We start from the raw sequence: 18,188 nt of genomic DNA on the forward strand, positions 1-18,188 counted from the left end.
GGGGAGGACCGGAGAACGAAGGAGTCAGTAATGGTCGAGATCGTCGGCGCATTCTCGAGCTTCAGCGTGGACGATGTGCCGAAGGCGCGCGAGTTCTATGTCGGCACTCTGGGGCTGGAGGCGCAGGAGGAGATGGGCGGCCTGCGGTTGACCCTCCCCGGCGGAGCCCAGGTTTTCGTCTACCCGAAGCCGGACCACGTGCCCGCAAGTCACACAGTGCTCAACCTCGTGGTCCCTAATGTCGACGACGCCGTCCGCTCGCTCAACGAGCAGGGGATCCGGACGGACCATTACGCGAGCAGTGAACAGATGCCGCTCGACGAGAACGGGATCCTCCGCGATCCCGACGCTGGAGCCGAGGGGTTCGGAATCGCTTGGTTCAAGGATCCTGCGGGGAATGTGCTCTCTGTTGTGACCCCTTCGTGACCGCTTCTTTATCTCATGGTTTTGTGCTATGGGTTGGTCTAGACCTGAATGAGACCGTTCCGCGTGTCGATTTGCGGTCCCCTATCGCATGTGTGATATTTTCGCGGCATGGCACAACAGACTGCTGAGACCGTCGGAGCGATCCTGCGCGGGGTGCGCAGCGAGAGGGGCTGGACGCAGGGGCAGTTGGCTGCCGAACTGGGGACAAGCCAGAGCGCCGTCGCGCGCATGGAGCAGGGGAAGCAGAACCTGAGTCTGAAGATGCTCCAGCGCATCGAGGACATTCTGGGGCAGCGCATCCTCAACATTGGGCCGTCCAAGATGACCCACCTGCGGGTCGAGGGCGGCCACCAGCTCTCCGGCGCCGTTGACGTCAACACGTCCAAGAACGCCGGCGTCGCGCTCCTGTGCGCGAGCCTGATCAACCGCGGCACCACGACGCTGCGCAACCTCGCCCGCATCGAGGAGGTCAACCGGATCGTCGAGGTCCTCACCTCCATCGGCGTCGAGTGCACGTGGCTCCCCGGCGCGCCCGGCCAGCAGCCGCGTGATCTCCAGATCCGGCGGCCCGCGGAGCTGAGCCTCGAATCCATGGACGTCGAGGCGGCCCGACGCACCCGCAGCGTCATCATGCTGCTCGGACCGCTGCTGGACGAGCGCAGCGAGTACAAGCTTCCATACGCCGGCGGCTGCGACCTCGGCACCCGCACCGTCGAGCCGCACATGCAGGCTCTGCGCACGTTCGGCCTCGCCGTCGAGGCGACAAACGGCTTCTACTCCGTCCGGGCCCCCGAGGCCGACCGCGAGGACCGCACCTTCGTGCTCACCGAGCGCGGCGACACCGTCACCGAGAACGCCATCATGGCAGCCACCCACCGGGAGGGCCTGACCGTGATCCGCAACGCCTCGCCGAACTACATGGTCCAGGACCTGTGCTTCTACCTCCAGGGCCTCGGCGTCGAGATCGAGGGCATCGGCACCACGACCCTGCGGATCCGTGGCAAGTCCCGCATCGAGCAGGACATCGACTACTGGCCCTCCGAGGATCCGATCGAGGCCATGAGCCTCATCACCGCGGCGATCGTCACGAACTCCGAGGTCACGGTTCGCCGCGTGCCGATCGAGTTCATGGAGATCGAGCTGGCCACCCTCATGCAGATGGGCCAGAAGCTCGAGATTTCCGGCGAATACCGGGCCCGCAACGGACGCACTCGCCTCGTGGACGTCACGACGCTCCCCTCGGACCTCGAGGCGCCCACGGACAAGATCCACCCGATGCCGTTCCCGGGCCTCAACATCGACAACCTCCCGTTCTTCGCCGTCATTGCTGCGTGTGCCATGGGCCAGACGCTCATCCACGACTGGGTGTACGAGAACCGGGCGATCTATCTGACCGAGCTCAATCGCCTCGGCGCTCAGGTGCAGCTGCTCGACCCGCACCGCATCTACGTCAATGGACCCACTCGGTGGCGCGCGGCCGAGGTCGGCTGCCCTCCTGCCCTCCGTCCCGCGGCGTGCATCCTGCTCGCGATGCTTGCCGCCCGCGGCACGAGCGAGCTGCGGAACATCTACGTGATCGAGCGCGGGTATCAGGACCTCGCCGAGCGGCTCAACTCCATCGGCGCGAAGATCCAGTACTTCCAGGACTGACGCCCCGTCCCGGAGGTGAAGGCGCAAGGTGTTTGGTGGACCGCCACCGGGGGAGAATCGCCCTCGTGAAGGCCATCATGTACAACCGCACGGGCGATTCCTCCGTCTTGGAGCTTCGCGAGAAGCCCCTTCCCGAGCCCGGCGAGGGCGAGGTTCGGGTCAAGGTCGTGGTGTCGGGAGTGAATCCGACCGACTGGAAGGCCCGCGCCGGAGGCACCTATGGTGCCCTGGACGGGTGGCATGTGCCCAACCAGGACGGGGCCGGGATCATCGACGCTCTCGGACCAGCTGCCCCGGGGGCGTCCGCGGAGGGAACGGGTCTCGAGCCTGGGCAGCGGGTGTGGCTCTGGGACGTCGCGCACGGAAGCTCGGAGGGGACGGCGCAGGAGTACGCCGTCGTGCCGCTGCACAAGGTGGTCCCGCTGCCCGAGGGCGTGCCCTTCGACGTCGGCGCATCCGTCGGCATCCCCGCGCTCACCGCGCATCGGGCGCTCACAGTGCACGACGGCGCCGCGGCTCGCCTCGCGCCCGGCACGCTCGGCGACCAGGTCATCTTGGTCACCGGGGGAGCGGGCGCAGTGGGCCACGCCGCGATCCAGCTTGCGAAGTGGGCCGGAGCCACAGTCATTGCCACGGTGAGCGGCGACGCGAAGGCAGAGCTTGCGCGCAAGGCGGGGGCCGACGTCGTCGTGAATTACAAGAGCCAAGACGTCGCCGAGGAGGTGCGCCGCCTCGCGCCAGACGGGGTGGACCTCATTGTGGACGTCAACGCGGCGGCCAACCTCGAGGCGGATCTCAAGGTGCTCAAGACCGGAGGGACGATCGCGATCTACGCGGCGAATTCCTCCGACGAGAAGCTCACAGTCCCGGTGCGCCAATGCATGGCGAAGAACGCCCGGCTTCAGTTCATCCTCACGTACACGGTCACCGATGAGCAGAAGACGGCGGCGATCTCCGCGGTCACCGCGGCGCTGGCCGACGACGCGCTGGGCGTCGGCGAGGAGCACGGCCTTCCGCTGACGAGGTTCCGGCTCGAGGACACGGCTCAGGCCCACGACGAGGTGCAGCAGGGCACGGTCGGGAAGGTCCTCATCGACGTGGGCGAATGACCAGCAGGTAGGCGGCCATCAGGCGCGGGACCACGAGGTAGACGGCGGTCGGCACGACGACGAGGGTCATCGCGAGCGTCCGGAGTATTGGCGGCCACGCGTCGATGAATGGCGCTAGGGCCAGCTGGGCGAGGACGACGAGCGGGAAGATCGCCGTCCAGGTGATGAAGGCCCGCTCATGGACCGACGGGGCGGGGGTGCGGACGGGCGCGGGTGCTGCGGTGTTCATGTCCTCTACGGTAGGTTTCGGGGTGACCCGGCACATCCGGGGGACTACTCATGGCGCTACTCATTCCCGATACTGATGGCATGGCCACGGGGACGCGTCTGCCCGCGTCGGTGAGCAGCTTCGTGGGGCGGGCAGCGGAGCTGGCCGCAGTCGACGAGGCGCTCCGCTCGAACCGCCTCGTCACGCTCACCGGGCCGGGAGGCATCGGGAAGACGCGCATTGCGCTGGCCGCGGTGCGTTCTGCCGGGGATCGCTTCGGTCACCCAGTGTTCGTCGACCTGACCCGTATCCCAGAGGGGGCGTCGGTCGCGGTGGCCGTGGCCGAGGCCGCTGGCCTCAGGGACGCCAAGCGGGAGACCGCCGTCGACGTCATCCTCTGGTGGCTGGACGGCCGCGACCGAGTCCTCTTGGTGTTGGACAACGCCGAGCACGTCATCGAGGAGACAACCTCCGTGGTTGCCGAGCTGCTCGAAGGAACCGAGGACTGCACTGTCCTGGTGACCACCCGCCAGCCCCTCCATCTGCTGGGCGAGCGGATCGTGCCGGTGGGACCGATGCTCGACGACGACGCCGAGACTCTCTTCTGGCAGCGCGCGCTCGCGGTCCGGCCGTCGCTCGCCGTCTCCGCCGACTCCCGCTCCGCCTCTCGCGAATTGTGCGCCCGCTTGGACCGGCTGCCTCTGGCCGTCGAACTGGCCGCCGCGCGCATGTCCGTGATGACGCCCGCCGAGATCCTGCCGATGCTGGACCGCCGGCTCCGTGCGCTCGCATCGGGTCCGGCAAGTGGCCCAGTACGGCATCGCAGCCTGCGAGCCTGTATCGCGGCGAGCGTGGACGCGTTGGACGACCGCGGGCGGGCGATGTTCGAGGCCTGCTCGGTCTTCGCGAGTCCCTTCGACGCTCGGGCCGCCGCGTCCGTTGTCGGTGCGTCCCTCGAAGATCTCGAAGATCTGGTCGCCCGTTCCCTGCTCCAGCCCACCCTCGACCCTACGGGCCACACGGTCTTCCGGATGCTCGAAAGCCTTCGCGAGTACGCGCGCGAGGGTCTCGACGCCGGCCGGCTCCGCGATGTGCAGCGACGCCACCTCGCGTGGATGGTCGAGGAATTCGGCGCGGACAGGTCGTTGACCGTCATAGAGCAGTCGCGCAACGGGCAGGCGGTCGCCCGCCTGCCCGATCTCCGGGCCGCCCTTGACTTCGCGGTCGCTTCCGCACCGGCGGAAGGCCTCCGGATCATGGGGGCCACTCGCGAGCTGTGGTTCTGGAATGCCCAGGACGAGGGGCTGTCGCGTTGCCTTGAGCTGCTTGAGCGCCATCCCGAAGGCGATGAAGCCCGAGCGTGGGGGCTCATCACCGCGTCGAACTGCCACACCGCGCGACAGGAGACCAAGGACGGGGAGCGCCTCGCCACCGAGGCCCTTGGGCTCTTCGAGGAGGATTCGGCCGGGCAGGCGACCGCGCTCTTCTACCTGGCGATCGCGCAATGCCTCGGCGAGGACACCGACGGCTCCGCCGAGTCGTCCCGGGCAGCTTTCGACGTCTACACGAAGCTGGGGGACGCCGCCGGGCGCAGCCGGTCGATGGGCCTCTTGGGCATGGCGGCTGTGTGGGCGCATCGCGACGAGGAGGCCATCGGGATTTTCCGCGAGGCCCTCACCCTCGCGAGGGACGCCGACGACGCATGGGCTCAAGGACAGATTCTCGGCTACCTCGGCATCGCCGAGTCCAATCTCGGGCGGGTGGCTGTCGGACGGGCACGGCTGATCGAAGCGATCGATGCCTTCGCACGAGTGGGCGACATTGCCATTCGGGCCGTCTCGCTCGCGCGCCTCGCGGCGCTGACGGTGAGACGCGACCCGGTCACGGCGGTACGGGCAGCCGCCGCAACCACTCGGCGGGAGGGCGCAGGGGGCAGGTTCCACCGGATCGCCCTGACGGATCTGGCCGGAGTGCGTTCAACGGGGGAGCTGCTTCTCGGTCCGCTCGAGTTCGCTGCCGCGTGGAAGGCGGGCGAGAAGCTCTCCTTCGCCGACGCCGCCGCCGAGCTTCGTAGCGCACGAGGAGGACTCGAGCTGGGCGCGCTGACGCCGCGCGAACTTGAGATCGCCGAACTCGTGCGCGCGGGTCTGGGCAATGCCTCGATCGCGGCCCGGCTGACCCTCTCAACCCGCACGGTCGAGAACCACATCGCCCACACCCTCATGAAACTGGGCCTGCATAGCCGGGCCGCCCTCGCCGTCTGGGCCGCGGAGCACGGGCCTGGCGAGGGAGCTGACCGCGGCTAAAGGGAGCTGATCGCGTCCCAGGCGAAACTCGCGAGCCAGTGTGTGGACATGAAGTCCTCGCTGTCCAGAGCGGAGAGGCCCGCCCGGAGGAGCGGCTCGACGGCGGCAGCGAGCACGGGCTCCGCGGACGACGACGGCGCTCGCCTCAGCGCGTGGGCGACCCGCGCGAGCTGGCCGGCGCGGCTCAGGTTGAGGCCGTGCAGATGGACCATGTACCCGTCGGACTCGTCCGTGACCCCGACCGGGGTGAGGATGCGGGACTCGCCGCCCAGGCCGGGCAGGAAGCGGTCGAACCAGGCCGCGAACGCGTCAGGGGGCAGCACGCGCTGCATGAGGTCGGCCTCACTGAGCCCTGCCGAGAGGAAGTCCTGCCCGCTGAGCTCCCACTCCGCCGGCCAGCCGGCATCGCCCTCGAACCAGCGGCGGGCGGCACTCTCGCACGCCTCCGCAGCGGCGCTCCGGCCGAGAGCCCGGAATGCATCAAGCAGGAGCGCGACGCCGAACGCCGAGTTTGCGTGGGCGCCATGCCGCACGGGGTATTCGACCTTGGCGAGCCACGCTGGCACCAGATCGGCGACGACGTCCACGCACCTTTCGAGGTTCGCGCCCCAATCACGGATCTCGCGGTCTTTCGAGGCGCTGCACGTCGCTGCGAGGCGCATGAGCCACGCCCACCCGTAGGGCCGCTCCCAGGAGGAATTCGCGGCGAGGTACTCGGCCTCTTCAGCGAGCTTCTCAGCCGTCAGATTCTTGGCGAGCGGTCCACGCAGCTCCTCGATCCCCGCCTCTGACAGAACGCTGACGCCGAGCCAGTGCATGTGGACGCATGAGTGCCAATCGAAGGACGTGTGGAACGCCGGGTGGATTTCTGCCGGAGTTGGCCGTTCCTCCGGGGAGCGCTGCGTGTGATGGGCCGAATACGGGAAGGGGCGGCGCAGGTTGTCGAGGACAACCCGTGCGCAGTGTTCGGCGGCGCCGGGGAAGAGATCGCGGTTCATCTGGGCGATTCTAAGACGACGGCGCTAGTGTGCGGGCATGGGAGGTTTCCTTTCGTGGGCCGCGCAATCCGGGGTGGTGCAGGGTGTCATTATCGGTGCGACCCTCGCATTCCTGTCGGCCATTCTCATCATGAACTCCGTGGCCAGATCGGCCACGATAACGGTCAACGGCTGGAGTTCGATCCGCGCCTGCGGCCAACCCGAAAACGGGGTCCTCCTCAGGGCTGCCTGCGCCAAAGCTCTCCCCGCGGTGAATGTCTTCGAAGAGGCCGCGTATTGGACCGCAGCGAAGGATGGGTCGGGGCAGAAGCTCAATGGCACGAACCATTACGTCCTGAACTTTCCCCCGGGCCATTTCCCGCCCAACAATGCGTTCTGGTCGCTCACCGTGACGGACGTCGTGGGCTACATGGTGAACAGTCCGATCAATCGCAATAGCTTCGACGATCGGTCGGATCTCGCCAAGAACCCCGACGGATCGGTCGATATCTACCTCCAGCACACCGCCCCGGCAGGGCATGAACAGAACTGGCTGCCAACCCCCTCCGGCAGCTTCAAGCTCATGCTGCGCGCCTACTTGCCGGGCGCTGCGGTTCTGGACGGGACATATCGCGTTCCCCCTGTGGTGAGGGCGTCCTGACATGAATCGCCTGATCTTGAAGTACGCGTACCCCCTGACCGCCGTGATCCTCGCCGTTTTCGGATGGGTCGTCTATCAGCGCATTTCGAGGGGCAGCGATATGGCTCCCCTTGCCGTCGCCGCGATCATTGTCTGGGTGATCGGCGTCCCGACTTTCATCTACCTCTGGCCGCGACTCACCGTGAACGGCTTCAAGCGTGCAATTCTGAGGCATGGGCTGGGAGGCGGCCCCATTCCGGTCAACACCCTCTACGCAGCGCCCAATACTTCCTCTCCGTCGGCGCCGCCGGGGAGCCTTTTGGCCACCGGTACGGATGACCTGCTCTACATCGCGGGTTGGCTCGACTTGCGCGAGGGCCCGCAGGTGCTCCACGTTCCGGAGATGGGCAAGCGCTATTTCAGCGTGCAATTCACCGATCCCTCGGACAGTGCGAACTTCGCCTACGTGGGCACACGCGCCACGGGAACCAAGGCCGGTGACTATGTGCTGGGTGGTCCCGGGCGGAAGGGAGAAATGCCCGCTGGCATGGCTTTGATTCCGTCGCCGAGCGATTCTGCGCTGGTTATCGGGCGGGTATTCGTTGAGGACGAAAACGACCTTCCCGCGGCATATCGGCTCGCGCAGCAGATCCAGCTCACGCCGCTCGCCAGCAGAGTCCCCTAGGCTCGGCAGATGACGTTGGAATGGGAACAGGTGATTGTTCACTCTGTGGATCCAGCGGCCTTGGGACGATGGTGGGCCGAGGCGCTTGGATGGGTAGTGGTCTATTCCTCGGAGGACGAGTTCGAGATCCGCCCTGAGCCGGATCGGCTGCCAGGACTGGACTTCGTCCGTGTTGACGAGCCCAAGAAATGCAAGAGCCGACTGCACCTCGATTTCAGGCCAGATGATCAAGATGCTGAGGTGGCCCGCTTGATGGCCCACGGTGCCCAGCGGGCGGATATCGGTCAGGGCGAACAATCCTGGGTGGTGCTCACCGATCCGGAGGGGAACGAGTTCTGCGTCCTCGGCCAGCGAGGCGGGTGACTGCGCTTCGGGCCGAAGGCGCTCGAAGGGGATCGTGCGGGCGATTACGAAAGGTTTTTGCATCCTAATTATGGCTTAGGTTAGGGTTACCTTGCCCCGAGCCCCTCGGGTCCGCCCGCCACCCCCGGAGTGCCCCATGCTCATCACTGCCGCACCCCCCGCCACCATGGACGACGCCGTCTCCGCCTACCACGTCTACGTCACCGCCCGCTTGGGTGAGCTCCGCCAGCATGCCCTGACGCTCAAGGCTGCGGTGGGGAATGCCGACGTCGCCTCAGCCCGCCAGGCTTGGCTCGCCGCACAGCAGTGCTGGCAGAGGGTGGGCGCGGCCTATGGGAGCTTCGGCGATCTCGGCGACGCGATCGCCCCCGGCTCCCGCGGGCTGCAGGCCGGATCGGCTGACCCCGAGTTCTCCGGACTCCGCAGGATCGAATACGGCCTCTGGCACGGTCAGGGGCCGGGAGAACTTGTCCCGGTGGTCGAGAAGCTCCTGGCCGACCTCGACGCCCTCGACGCGAAGCTGCCGGAGCTCGCCGTAGACCCGGCTGATATGCCCTTGCGCCTCCATGAAATCCTCGAGGACGCTCAGCGCGATCACCTCTCAGGGGTCGGTGATCAAGGATCCGGAATGGCCTTGGCACTCACCCGTGCGGATGTTGAGGCTACCCAGGAGGTCTTGGCGATGCTCGCGGGTCTGCTTGAGAGCCTCAAGGCCGGCTATCCCGCAGCCCTCGACGCCCAACTCTCGCAGCTGGCAGCTGCGATCGACGCGACGAAGACCACTGAGGGGTGGGTCGCCTATCCGGAGGTCCCGCTCGCGCAGCGACAGCGCGTCAATGCGGCAATCGGGCGGGCCCTCGAGTCACTCGCGCTTGCCCCTGCTCTCTTCTCGACCGATGACTGATCCAGCGCCCGCCCTCGCCGCCCCTGACCGAAAGCACACCGTGGAAATCCAACGACGCTCCTTCATTGTCGGCGCCGGTGGCGCCGCCGCCACTGGCCTCCTCGCTTCCTGCGCCTCCAATGCCACCGAGCCGCCCGCGGCCAAGCTCGCCTCCGACGCAGCGGTGCCCTTCCGTGGGGCGAACCAAGCCGGCATCTATCGCCCCGCCCCCCAGCAGCAGGCTGCGTGCTTCGCCGCTTTCAAGGTCCTCTGCAGCGATGCCGCCGACCTGAAATCGCTCCTGCAGCGGCTCACCGTCAAGGCTTCCCTCCTCGGGGGCGGCCACAAAGCCTCCGATGCGCTCCCCGCCGTCGAGCTCAGTGGCGTCACCGGAGCCCCGCCGGTGAACTCGGGGGTGATGGGCGAGGACGTTCCCGCCGCGGGCTTCACTATGACCCTCGGGCTGGCCGGGAGCCTCTTCGACAACCCTGCGTACGGGCTCGCCGCCAAGAAGCCCAGGGGCCTCACCGACATGAAGGTCTTCCCGAATGACCAGATCGACGAAGCATGGATCGGTGGAGACCTCATCCTGCAGCTGTGCGCGGACTCGAGCGACATGGTGCACTACGCGCTCCGGGACATCATGAAGGCCACTCGCGGTCAGCTTCAGCTCCAGTGGAAGATCAATGGGTTCCACAACGCTCCGCGCCCCGAGGGCGCCCCAAGAAACCTCTTCGGCTACAAGGACGGCGTCGTCAACCCCGACGAGGCCGAACAGCTCGTCTGGATCGGCAAAGAGTCCAGCCAGCCCGCGTGGACTGAGGGCGGAACCTTCATGGTCGTGCGAATCATCCGCATGCTCGTCGAATTCTGGGACCGCGTGGGCTTGGGCGAACAGGACAACATGATCGGCCGCCACCGTGCATCCGGTGCCCCGCTCGGCATGGCCAAGGAAACCGATACGCCGGACTACTCCTCCGACCCTGAGGGCACCACTATTCCCCTCGATGCTCACATCCGCCTGGCGAACCCGCGCACCAAGGAAACGGCGGGCTCCCGTATGCTCCGGCGCGGATACAACTACGAGCTCGGGGTGGACCTCAACGGCAACCTGCAGGCCGGGCTCATCTTCACCTCGTTCCAGCAGAGCATCCAGGACCAATTCGAAGCCACGCAGACCCGCTTGGCCAACGAGCCCATGGTCGACTACATCCAGCCCTTCGGCGGAGGCTACTTCTTCGTCCCTCCGGGCGTCCGGGACGCGAACGGGTACCTCGGGGAAGGGCTCTTCGCCTGACAGCCATCAGGCCGATACCGCCCCTTCGATGAGCTCCACGATGGCGGGATCCTCCGGGAGGACCCTCGGTCGGAATCGATACACCGTTCCGTCCGGGAGCACCAGAAATTTCTCGAAATTCCAGGTGATGCGGCCTGCCTTTCCCTCGGAGTCGGGCGTCTTCGTGAGCTCCCGATAGAGGGGGTGCGCGGCGCGGCCGTTCACGCGGACCTTCTCCATCACGGGAAACGTGACTCCCCAGGTCGTCACACAGTATTCGGCGATTTTCTCGGAGTCCCGGAATTCCTGAAGGAATTGATGGCTGGGGAAGGCGAGAACCGTGAATCCGCGGTCCACGAAGCGCTTCTGCAGCGCCTCAAGCTGCTCATACTGGGGCGCCAAGCCGCAGCGGCTCGCGACGTTCACCACAAGCCGGACTTTGCCAGCCCACTCGCCGAACGTCGTCGTCCTCCGGTCAAGAGTGGTGACGCCAATGCTGTCCAGACTGGCATTCATCGCCTTGCCTCCGCTCCCGGAGAAGAGAACGACCAGCAAAGGCGTCCAGTTCACCCCGCGGTGCGCCAGAAACTCGATTGCTCCTGGGGCTGACGGCTGCGAGGGGACAGACGTAGGTTGGGTCCACCCTTGTCAGCTTGCATTCTGCTGGGATTCTTGGAGGGACCATGACCATCCTCAGACGTCGAATGGCCGCCATTCTGGCGGTCCTCGCGCTCGCCGGGACAGGCGGCGCCGTCGCAAGCCCCGCCTTCGCGGAGCCGAGACAAACGAACAAGACGCCCACCGCCGTCGGCTTCGGGGGTGCGGTGAGCACCGTGGATCCCGAGGCCTCGAACGCGGCGCTCGAGGTGCTCCGGAAAGGGGGGAACGCCGTCGACGCGGCGGTTGCGGCCGCGGCGACCCTCGGAGTGACCGAACCGTACAGCGCCGGCATCGGCGGTGGCGGCTACTTCGTCTACTACGACGCGAAGACCCGAACCGTGGGGACGATTGACGGCCGCGAAACGGCGCCCGCGATCATGCCCCATGACGCGTTCATCGACCCGAAGACGGGCCAACCGTACAACTTCACGCCCCAGCTTGTGACGAGCGGGATCTCCGTGGGCGTTCCTGGAACCGCGGCGACGTGGCAGCGGGCCCTTGAACGCTGGGGCACCCTGAAGCTCGGCGACGCGCTCAAGCCGGCGATCCAAGTGGCGGACCGTGGCTTCGTCGTCGACGACACGTTCCGTCAGCAGACCCTCGACAACAAGCTCCGGTTCGAGGCGTTCCCGGCCACCGCGAGTCTGTACCTGCCCGGCGGCGACGCCCCGAAGGTCGGATCGATCTTCCAGAACCACGACCTCGCCGCAACGTACCGGCTGCTCGCCAAGGACGGCATTGCCGCGTTCTACAAAGGTCCCCTCGCGCAGGAGATCGCGAGCGTCGTCCAGAATCCGCGGACCTCGCCGACCACCACGCTGCCCGTCCCTCCCGGCCACATGACGGCGGCCGACCTCGCGGGTTACACCACCATCGATCGCGCTCCGACCCACGTGAACTACCGCGGCTATGACGTCTACGGCATGCCCCCGTCCAGCAGCGGCGGCACGACGGTCGGGGAATCGCTCAACATCCTCGACACCTTCAACCTTGCCGAGATGAACGACGCCGACGCCCTCCACCACTACCTCGAGGCGAGCGCCCTCGCGTTCGCGGACCGCAGCAAGTACGTGGGCGACCCCGCCTTCGTCAACGTCCCGACCGCGGCGCTGCTCGACCCGATCTTCGGCAAGGAGCGCGCGTGCTCCATCAATCCGACACAGGCGGCCACGAAGCCCGTCCCGCCGGGCGACGTGCAGAATTACGACGGCGTTTGCCCGGTTTCAACGGCGGCTTCGGCGCGCGATCTCGACACCGAGAACATTTCGACGACGAACCTGACCGTCGCTGACAAGTGGGGCAACGTGGTGGAATACACGCTGACGATCGAGCAGACGGGTGGATCCGGCCAGGTGGTGCCAGGGCGCGGATTCCTCCTCAACAACGAGCTCACCGACTTCTCGGCCGTGTGGAGCGCGACGGATCCCAACCGGATCGAGCCGCTCAAGCGCCCGCGCTCGTCGATGTCGCCCACCATCCTGCTCCAGGACGGCAAGCCGTTCCTCGCGCTCGGCTCGCCGGGCGGCTCGACGATCATCACAACGGTTCTGCAGACCATCTTCAACCGGATCGACCGCGGGATGGGGATCGAGCAGGCGATCGCGGCACCGCGTGCGTCACAAAGGAACACCGCGAAGGTCACGGCTGAGCCCGACTTCATCGCGAAGTACGGGAGTCTGCTGACGCCGTACGGGCATGTGTTCCAACCTTCGGGCGACGCGTTCACCTCAGCGGCCGAGATCGGCGCGGCGACCGCGATCGAGTTCCTGCCCGACGGCCGGACTCTCGCCGCGGCAGAGCCCGTGAGGAGGGGCGGCGGTTCGGCGATGGTGGTGAAGCCCTCGCCGTAACCCCGGCGGGTCGGAATTCGCGCAACTCTAGCGGGAGGAGCCCTAGGCGTCCGCCCGCCGGCCGTCGACGAGGCGGCTCACCCCGAGCGGGTTGTCGTCGCGCAGAGCCTCCGGAAGGAGATGCTGCGGGAAGCCCTGATACGCGACGGGACGGAGGAAGCGCTCGATCGCCGCCGTGCCCACCGAGGTCGAGCCCACGGCGGTCGTCGCAGGGTACGGCCCGCCGTGCTGCTGCGCGTACGTCACCGAGACGCCGGTGGGCCACTGATTCCACAGCACCCGGCCGGCCTTGCGCGAGAGCACCTCGACCAGGGCGGCCACGTCGCAGGTGTCGGTCCCCTGAATTGTCGCCGTGAGCTGCCCCTCGAAGGACTCGGCGAGCGGCACGAGCTGGGACTCGCCGTCGTACTCCACCACGACGGCGGTGGGACCGAAGCACTCCGTCTGCAGCGCGTGGGGCTCGGCAAGCATGTCCGCGGCGGTGGTCAGGAGAAGTGTCGGCGTCGGCGGGTCGGCAAGGGGCGCGCTGCCTTGGGCGAGAACGCTCAGACGAGGGTTGCGCTCAAGGGCCCCGAGCACCTCGACGTAACCGTTCTGGATTCGGTCGTTGAGCAGCGGCGCGGCGTCGGGCAGGGCGGCCTGGCGGAGAGCCCCGACGAGGCCCGAGCCCGCAGGGACGAACAGCGTCCCGGGCTTCGTGCAGAACTGTCCGGCGCCGAGCGTGAACGACGAGACGAACCCCTTCGCGATCTCCCCGCCGCGCGCGGCGGCCGCGGCCTCGGTCACGAAAACCGGGTTGTTGCTGCCGAGCTCGCCGTAGAACGGGATGGGCTCAGGGCGCGAGCTCGCGATGTCGAACAGGGCGCGGCCGCCGGGGATCGAGCCGGTGAACGAGCCCGCCTTGACCCGAGGATCCTTGAGCGCCGCCGAACCCGCGGCCGTGCCCACGAGGAGCGCGAAAGTCCCTTGGGGCGCGCCGGCTTCGGCGAGGGCAGAGGAGACGACGTCGGCCGTGAGCTTGGAGAGCCGGAGGTGGCCCGAGTGCGCCTTGAGCAGCACCGGGCAGCCTGCGGCGAGAGCCGAGGCTGTGTCCCCGCCCGCGACCGAGAAGGCGAACGGGAAGTTGCTCGCCGCGAAGACGACGACCGGCCCGAGCGGGATCCGCACGCGGCGCAGGTCGGGGCGGGGAGCTCCCATGGGCCACTCGGGGTCCGCGTGGTCGATCCGCGCGTCGAGGTAGCCGCCGTCCCGCAGGACCTCGGCGAAGAGGCGGAGCTGGAAGGTGGTCCGCTGGAGTTCCCCGCGAAGCCGGCCCTCGGCGAGGTGCGTCTCGGTCTGGGCCACGGGCACGAGGTCGTCGGCCGCGGCGTCGACGGCGTCGGCGACGGCTTCGAGGAGCCGGGCGCGCTCGCCGGGCCGGAGCGCGGCGAGTGGCCCGGCCGCGCTGTGGGCAGCGCTGAGGACGGCCTCGAGCTCTGTTTCGGCAGTCGGGGGCAGGACGGAGGACAGGACCGTCATGGTGCATTCCTTTCGACGGGGTCAGTAGTCGGCATCGTTGAGCGCGGCGAGTTCGCCGATACTCACGGGCGCGGCGAGGGGCCGCTTGGCCGAGGCCGCAAGGGAGGGCTCTGAGGGGTGCGAGTTGCCGGCGGCAAGGCAGGACGCCGCGAAGCCGCACACGCGCCCCTGGCACCACCCCATGCCGGCACGCGTGAACGACTTGAGGCTCCGTGAATCCGCGGCACCGAGCTCGCTCCGCGCGGCGGTGATCTCGCCCGCCGTCACCTCTTCGCACCGGCAGACGGTGGTCTCGGGCGTGAGCCATTCGGACCACGCCGCGGGGACCGGGTGGGCCTGGTGCATCGCGCGGGCGAAACGGCGGTGGCGCTCCGCGCGGGCAGCTGCCTTGGGCGGCAGGATGGCGGACGACGGCGGAGCTCCCGTGCCGTCCGCAGCCGCGCCTCCCGCGGCGAGCCCTTCGAGCACGGCGAGTGCGGCCCCACCGACACCGGTGACCTCGCCGGCGAGGAAGAGCCCGGGGACGCTCGACTCCTGGCGCGAGTCGACGACGCCGACCAGCGAGCCGTCGGCGTCGATCCGGGTCGCGACGCCCAATGACACGGGAAGCTCGAGCTGCGGCGTGAAGCCCCAGCCGAATCCCACCACGTCGACGTCGTCGTAGACCCTTTCCGACCCGGGCCGCACGCGGCCGGCCGAGTCCACGCGGGCGGTGCGCACGGCGTGGGCCCGATTTTCGCCCAGGACTTCAGTGACAACGCTCCTCGTGCGATACGGGATGCGGTGCCGGGCGAACGTCGCCGCGTATCCCGCCCCTTCGAGTGCCTTCTCGGGTACGCCAACTGCCGCTCGAAGATGCGGCAGCCACGCCGACGGCGCCGAGGCCTCGAGTACGGCGACAACCGTGCCGCCCGCCTCGGCGATGCCCGCGGCCACGGGGAGCAGGAACGGGCCAGTGCCGGCGATGACGAAGCGCCGCCCCGGCAGTGAACCATTGGCCTTGATGAATGCCTGAATTCCGCCGGCCGCCATGACCCCGGGCAGATCCCAACCGGGGACGGGGAGCTGGCGGTCATAGCCGCCCGTGCACAGCACGAGGCGGCGACCCCTCACTGCAACAGGGGTGGGGGACGCCAGGGTGGGGGTCGCTACGGGGGTGGGGGACGCCAGGGTGGGGGTCGTGCGGAGGGTGAAGCCGTCGTCGTGCTTCTGTGCCATCCACACAGAGCGGCCGGGGAGGTATGTGATCGCTCCGCGGGTGCGGGCCGCGTCGAACCGGGAACGGAGATCGAGGTACACGTCCCAGTCGTGATGACCCCGGCCATCGGGGTCCGGAATGACGGTCTCGGGCCGGTGCCGCCAATACTGCCCGCCCGGCTGCGCGGCGGAGTCCACGACGGCGACGCTCGCCCCGGCTTCCGCCGCCGCCACAGCTGCGGCCAGACCGGCGGGGCCCGCGCCGACGACGGCGACGTCGGCCCAGAAGATGTCCACCTGAACGACGTGCTCGGTCACGTGCGGTCTCCTTCGAGAGGTTCGACGCCGTCGACCACCATGCCGTCGCGCACTTCGGCGAGACACGCGCGCTGGTTTGCGTCGCCGTCGACCGTCACGAGGCAGTCGAAGCACACGCCGATGCCGCAGAAGAGGCCGCGCGGGCGGCCCCCCTTGCGGGTCGAGCGCCAGGCGGTGAACCCGTTGGAGGTCAGGGCCGCGCCGACGCTTTGGCCGGCGCTCGCCTCGAGGGGGCGGCCGTTGAAGGTGAAGGAGATGCTCATGCGTACGCCTCTGCGAATCGGGCGGGGGAGAAGGGGGCGAGATCGAGGTCCGGAGCCTGGCCCGCGAGGGCTTGGGCGAGGAGCTTGCCGGTGCCGGCCGAGAGGCCGATCCCGGCGCCCTCGTGGCCGGCCGCGTGCCACAGGCCCGGGGCGCGCTCGTCATGGCCGATCACCGGCAGATGGTCGGGGCAGTAGGGCCGGAAGCCGTGGTAGTGGCGAATCGCCTTGACCTCGGCGAGGAAGGGGAACAGCGCTACTGCGTTCCGGGCGAGACGGGCCAGGGCCTCCGTGCTCACGGAGCGATCGAACCCCACGCGCTCGCGGGTCGAGCCGATCAGAATGGTGCCGCTCGGCGTGCCCTCGACAACCGGCGAGGCCTGCAGGCCGGCGTCCGAACTCCCCACGTTGTCGATGTACTCGGCCGCGTACACCTTGTGGTGGACCATGGGCGGGAGGGGTTCCGTGACCATGACGAAGCCGCGCCGCGGCATCACCGGCACCTCGACCCCGGCCAGGGCGGCCAGCTCTCCGGCCCACGTGCCGGTGCAGTTGACGACGGCCGACGCCGGGAAGTCGCCGCGCGCGGTCCGCACACCGGTCACGCGGCCGCCGGAGCGGAGGAACCCCGTGACCGGAGTGTCGGCGTGGAACGTGGCGCCGGCGGCGACGGCAAGCCGCACGAGCTGGGCCGCGACGAGCATCGGCTGAACCTGGCAGTCCTCGGGATAGTAGGCGCCCCCGAGGGCTTCGTGGGTGATGTGGGGCTCCGCGCTGCGAAGGGCGTCCCGGTCGAGTTCCTCGACCTGGACCCCGAAGTCCTTCTGAACTGCCATGACCCGGTGGAGCGAGGCGAGGCTGCTCTCGTGGGAGGCGACGATGATTCCGCCCTTGCGCTCGAACTCCCAGAGGCGCTCATGGTCCGCCAGGTCGCGCTGCCAGACGCTGAGCGAATAGCGGGTGAGCTCGAGTTCCGGCCCGAGCTCCTTGTCGGAGACGAGGATGTTGCCTTCGCAGGCGGACGAGGTGCCGCTGGCGGGCAGGCCCTTGTCGAGAACGGTGACGCGGAGGCCCTGCCGGGCGGCGAAGTAGGCGGTGGCTGCGCCCATCACTCCCGCGCCCACGACCACGACGTCGCTGGGTGGGTTCATTCCTTCTCCTGGGGTGGTGGCTCCTGCTCGCCCGTGGCCCAGAGGCCGCGGGCGTGGCTGATGTGGCGGCGCATGAGGGCGAGCGAGGCTTGGCTGTCGCCGGCTTCGAGCAGGTCGAGCAGCTCATGGTGCTCTTGGGCGGAGTCGGCGAGGCGGTTTGATTCGCTCAGGCTCTTGAGCCCATACATGCGGGTCTTCATGCGGAGGCTCGTGGCGAGGGCCACGAGCTGATCGTTGCCGGCATAGCGGAGGACCTCGGCGTGGAAGTCGCGGTCGGCGGCCAGATAGGCGGCGAGGTCGCCCTCGCGCGCGGCGGCGACGATCGCGTCCGCCATGGCGCGGAGGGCCGTGATGCCCTGCGCCGGGATGGTCCCGGCAACCTCGCCGACCACCGGGGGCTCGAGCAGCAGGCGGATCTGAGTGATCTCGTCGAGCTCCCGATCGCTCATCCGAGTGACCCGGAAGCCCTTGTTCTTCACGGTCTCCACGAGCCCTTCGCGGGCCAGATCCATCATCGCCTCGCGCACGGGGGTCGCGGACACGCCGAACGCCGCGCCGAGAGCGGGCGCCGAATACAGCGTCCCTTCCTCGAGCGAGCCTGCGATGATCGCTGCGCGGAGGGATTCGGTCACGGATTCGCGCAGGCTCCGCTGGGGGCCGAGCGGGGCGATTGGGAGGTTGTTGCTGGCTGCCACGGCGGACACTCCTTGG

The 18,188-nt window shown here is 68.4% G+C and carries 18 protein-coding genes; 10 read left to right on the forward strand and 8 right to left on the reverse strand.

What is annotated here, in order from left to right:
* Window positions 1–30 precede the first annotated feature (30 nt).
* The 3 genes from E5679_RS07025 to E5679_RS07035 all read left to right on the forward strand — a co-directional run bounded on the left by E5679_RS07025 (window position 31) and on the right by E5679_RS07035 (window position 3,185).
* A complete protein-coding gene (locus tag E5679_RS07025; protein WP_138414372.1) occupies window positions 31–426 on the forward strand; it encodes a VOC family protein in 396 nt (131 codons plus the stop codon).
* 108 nt (window positions 427–534) lie between these two features.
* On the forward strand, window positions 535–2,076 hold the full coding sequence (locus tag E5679_RS07030) for a UDP-N-acetylglucosamine 1-carboxyvinyltransferase (RefSeq protein WP_138414373.1): 1,542 nt from the start codon (window positions 535–537) through the stop codon (window positions 2,074–2,076).
* A 65-nt stretch (window positions 2,077–2,141) separates the two neighbouring features.
* Window positions 2,142–3,185, forward strand: coding sequence for an NADPH:quinone reductase (locus E5679_RS07035; protein WP_138414374.1), 1,044 nt, complete (start codon window positions 2,142–2,144; stop codon window positions 3,183–3,185).
* Here E5679_RS07035 and E5679_RS07040 read toward each other — a convergent pair.
* Complete coding sequence (locus E5679_RS07040; RefSeq protein ID WP_138414375.1) at window positions 3,166–3,414, reverse strand: putative antibiotic biosynthesis monooxygenase; 249 nt, start codon at window positions 3,412–3,414, stop codon at window positions 3,166–3,168. The two genes, E5679_RS07035 and E5679_RS07040, sit on opposite strands and share 20 nt — an antisense overlap.
* Window positions 3,415–3,464: 50 nt before the next feature.
* Between E5679_RS07040 and E5679_RS07045 the strand changes: the two genes are divergently transcribed.
* Window positions 3,465–5,699, forward strand: a complete 2,235-nt coding sequence (locus E5679_RS07045) for an ATP-binding protein (RefSeq protein ID WP_138414376.1) — start codon at window positions 3,465–3,467, stop codon at window positions 5,697–5,699.
* Here the strand turns inward: E5679_RS07045 and E5679_RS07050 are convergent.
* Window positions 5,696–6,697 carry a DUF2891 family protein gene (locus tag E5679_RS07050; protein ID WP_138414377.1) on the reverse strand — a complete coding sequence of 334 codons (1,002 nt, stop codon included), beginning with the start codon at window positions 6,695–6,697 and terminating at the stop codon, window positions 5,696–5,698. The genes E5679_RS07045 and E5679_RS07050 overlap by 4 nt on opposite strands.
* Before the next feature lie 37 nt (window positions 6,698–6,734).
* Between E5679_RS07050 and E5679_RS07055 the strand changes: the two genes are divergently transcribed.
* The 5 genes from E5679_RS07055 to E5679_RS07075 all read left to right on the forward strand — a co-directional run bounded on the left by E5679_RS07055 (window position 6,735) and on the right by E5679_RS07075 (window position 10,544).
* Window positions 6,735–7,337, forward strand: a complete 603-nt coding sequence (locus tag E5679_RS07055; RefSeq protein WP_138414378.1) for a DUF1214 domain-containing protein — start codon at window positions 6,735–6,737, stop codon at window positions 7,335–7,337.
* A gap of 1 nt (window position 7,338) precedes the next feature.
* A complete protein-coding gene (locus E5679_RS07060; RefSeq protein WP_212746912.1) occupies window positions 7,339–8,001 on the forward strand; it encodes a DUF1254 domain-containing protein in 663 nt (220 codons plus the stop codon).
* A gap of 9 nt (window positions 8,002–8,010) precedes the next feature.
* Window positions 8,011–8,364, forward strand: a complete 354-nt coding sequence (locus tag E5679_RS07065; RefSeq protein WP_138414379.1) for a VOC family protein — start codon at window positions 8,011–8,013, stop codon at window positions 8,362–8,364.
* Between the two features lie 136 nt (window positions 8,365–8,500).
* A complete protein-coding gene (locus E5679_RS07070) occupies window positions 8,501–9,268 on the forward strand; it encodes an EfeM/EfeO family lipoprotein (protein ID WP_138414380.1) in 768 nt (255 codons plus the stop codon).
* Entirely contained in the window at window positions 9,261–10,544 is a 1,284-nt protein-coding gene (locus E5679_RS07075; RefSeq protein ID WP_138414381.1) for a Dyp-type peroxidase, read from the forward strand. The genes E5679_RS07070 and E5679_RS07075 overlap by 8 nt, the downstream gene beginning before the upstream one ends.
* A 6-nt stretch (window positions 10,545–10,550) precedes the next feature.
* On the opposite strand, the gene E5679_RS07080 is transcribed toward E5679_RS07075, so the two are convergent.
* Window positions 10,551–11,039, reverse strand: coding sequence for a glutathione peroxidase (locus E5679_RS07080; protein WP_138414382.1), 489 nt, complete (start codon window positions 11,037–11,039; stop codon window positions 10,551–10,553).
* A gap of 167 nt (window positions 11,040–11,206) precedes the next feature.
* Between E5679_RS07080 and ggt the strand changes: the two genes are divergently transcribed.
* The gene (gene ggt, locus E5679_RS07085) at window positions 11,207–13,033 is read left to right on the forward strand and encodes a gamma-glutamyltransferase (RefSeq protein WP_138414383.1); all 1,827 of its coding nucleotides are present in this window, start codon (window positions 11,207–11,209) and stop codon (window positions 13,031–13,033) included.
* Window positions 13,034–13,075: 42 nt separating this feature from the next.
* Here ggt and E5679_RS07090 read toward each other — a convergent pair whose 3' ends face one another.
* The 5 genes from E5679_RS07090 to E5679_RS07110 are packed head-to-tail and all read right to left on the reverse strand — an operon-like array spanning window position 13,076 to window position 18,172.
* Window positions 13,076–14,551: an aldehyde dehydrogenase (NADP(+)) gene (locus tag E5679_RS07090; RefSeq protein WP_138414384.1), complete on the reverse strand. Its 1,476-nt coding sequence runs from the start codon at window positions 14,549–14,551 to the stop codon at window positions 13,076–13,078.
* 21 nt (window positions 14,552–14,572) lie between these two features.
* Entirely contained in the window at window positions 14,573–16,066 is a 1,494-nt protein-coding gene (locus tag E5679_RS07095; protein ID WP_275092546.1) for an FAD/NAD(P)-dependent oxidoreductase, read from the reverse strand.
* Window positions 16,063–16,329, reverse strand: coding sequence for a (2Fe-2S)-binding protein (locus E5679_RS07100; protein ID WP_138414385.1), 267 nt, complete (start codon window positions 16,327–16,329; stop codon window positions 16,063–16,065). Before E5679_RS07100 ends, E5679_RS07095 begins: the two co-directional genes overlap by 4 nt.
* On the reverse strand, window positions 16,326–17,477 hold the full coding sequence (locus tag E5679_RS07105; protein ID WP_138414386.1) for an NAD(P)/FAD-dependent oxidoreductase: 1,152 nt from the start codon (window positions 17,475–17,477) through the stop codon (window positions 16,326–16,328). The genes E5679_RS07100 and E5679_RS07105 overlap by 4 nt, the downstream gene beginning before the upstream one ends.
* Entirely contained in the window at window positions 17,474–18,172 is a 699-nt protein-coding gene (locus E5679_RS07110) for a GntR family transcriptional regulator (RefSeq protein WP_138414387.1), read from the reverse strand. Before E5679_RS07110 ends, E5679_RS07105 begins: the two co-directional genes overlap by 4 nt.
* Window positions 18,173–18,188 lie beyond the last annotated feature (16 nt).

The sequence above is a fragment of the Sinomonas gamaensis genome (assembly GCF_005876955.1).
Lineage (GTDB): Bacteria > Actinomycetota > Actinomycetes > Actinomycetales > Micrococcaceae > Sinomonas > Sinomonas gamaensis.

Bases quoted from the DNA above. Each gene is read 5' to 3' on its own strand.
- E5679_RS07045 (WP_138414376.1), top strand. From the start codon at position 3,465: ATGGCGCTACTCATTCCCGATACTGATGGCATGGCCACGGGGACGCGT.
- E5679_RS07070 (WP_138414380.1), top strand. From the start codon at position 8,501: ATGCTCATCACTGCCGCACCCCCCGCCACCATGGACGACGCCGTCTCC.
- ggt (WP_138414383.1), top strand. From the start codon at position 11,207: ATGACCATCCTCAGACGTCGAATGGCCGCCATTCTGGCGGTCCTCGCG.
- E5679_RS07040 (WP_138414375.1), bottom strand. From the start codon at position 3,414: ATGAACACCGCAGCACCCGCGCCCGTCCGCACCCCCGCCCCGTCGGTC.
- E5679_RS07100 (WP_138414385.1), bottom strand. From the start codon at position 16,329: ATGAGCATCTCCTTCACCTTCAACGGCCGCCCCCTCGAGGCGAGCGCC.
- E5679_RS07055 (WP_138414378.1), top strand. From the start codon at position 6,735: ATGGGAGGTTTCCTTTCGTGGGCCGCGCAATCCGGGGTGGTGCAGGGT.
- E5679_RS07025 (WP_138414372.1), top strand. From the start codon at position 31: ATGGTCGAGATCGTCGGCGCATTCTCGAGCTTCAGCGTGGACGATGTG.
- E5679_RS07030 (WP_138414373.1), top strand. From the start codon at position 535: ATGGCACAACAGACTGCTGAGACCGTCGGAGCGATCCTGCGCGGGGTG.
- E5679_RS07060 (WP_212746912.1), top strand. From the start codon at position 7,339: ATGAATCGCCTGATCTTGAAGTACGCGTACCCCCTGACCGCCGTGATC.
- E5679_RS07080 (WP_138414382.1), bottom strand. From the start codon at position 11,039: ATGAATGCCAGTCTGGACAGCATTGGCGTCACCACTCTTGACCGGAGG.
- E5679_RS07105 (WP_138414386.1), bottom strand. From the start codon at position 17,477: ATGAACCCACCCAGCGACGTCGTGGTCGTGGGCGCGGGAGTGATGGGC.
- E5679_RS07075 (WP_138414381.1), top strand. From the start codon at position 9,261: ATGACTGATCCAGCGCCCGCCCTCGCCGCCCCTGACCGAAAGCACACC.
- E5679_RS07050 (WP_138414377.1), bottom strand. From the start codon at position 6,697: ATGAACCGCGATCTCTTCCCCGGCGCCGCCGAACACTGCGCACGGGTT.
- E5679_RS07090 (WP_138414384.1), bottom strand. From the start codon at position 14,551: ATGACGGTCCTGTCCTCCGTCCTGCCCCCGACTGCCGAAACAGAGCTC.
- E5679_RS07065 (WP_138414379.1), top strand. From the start codon at position 8,011: ATGACGTTGGAATGGGAACAGGTGATTGTTCACTCTGTGGATCCAGCG.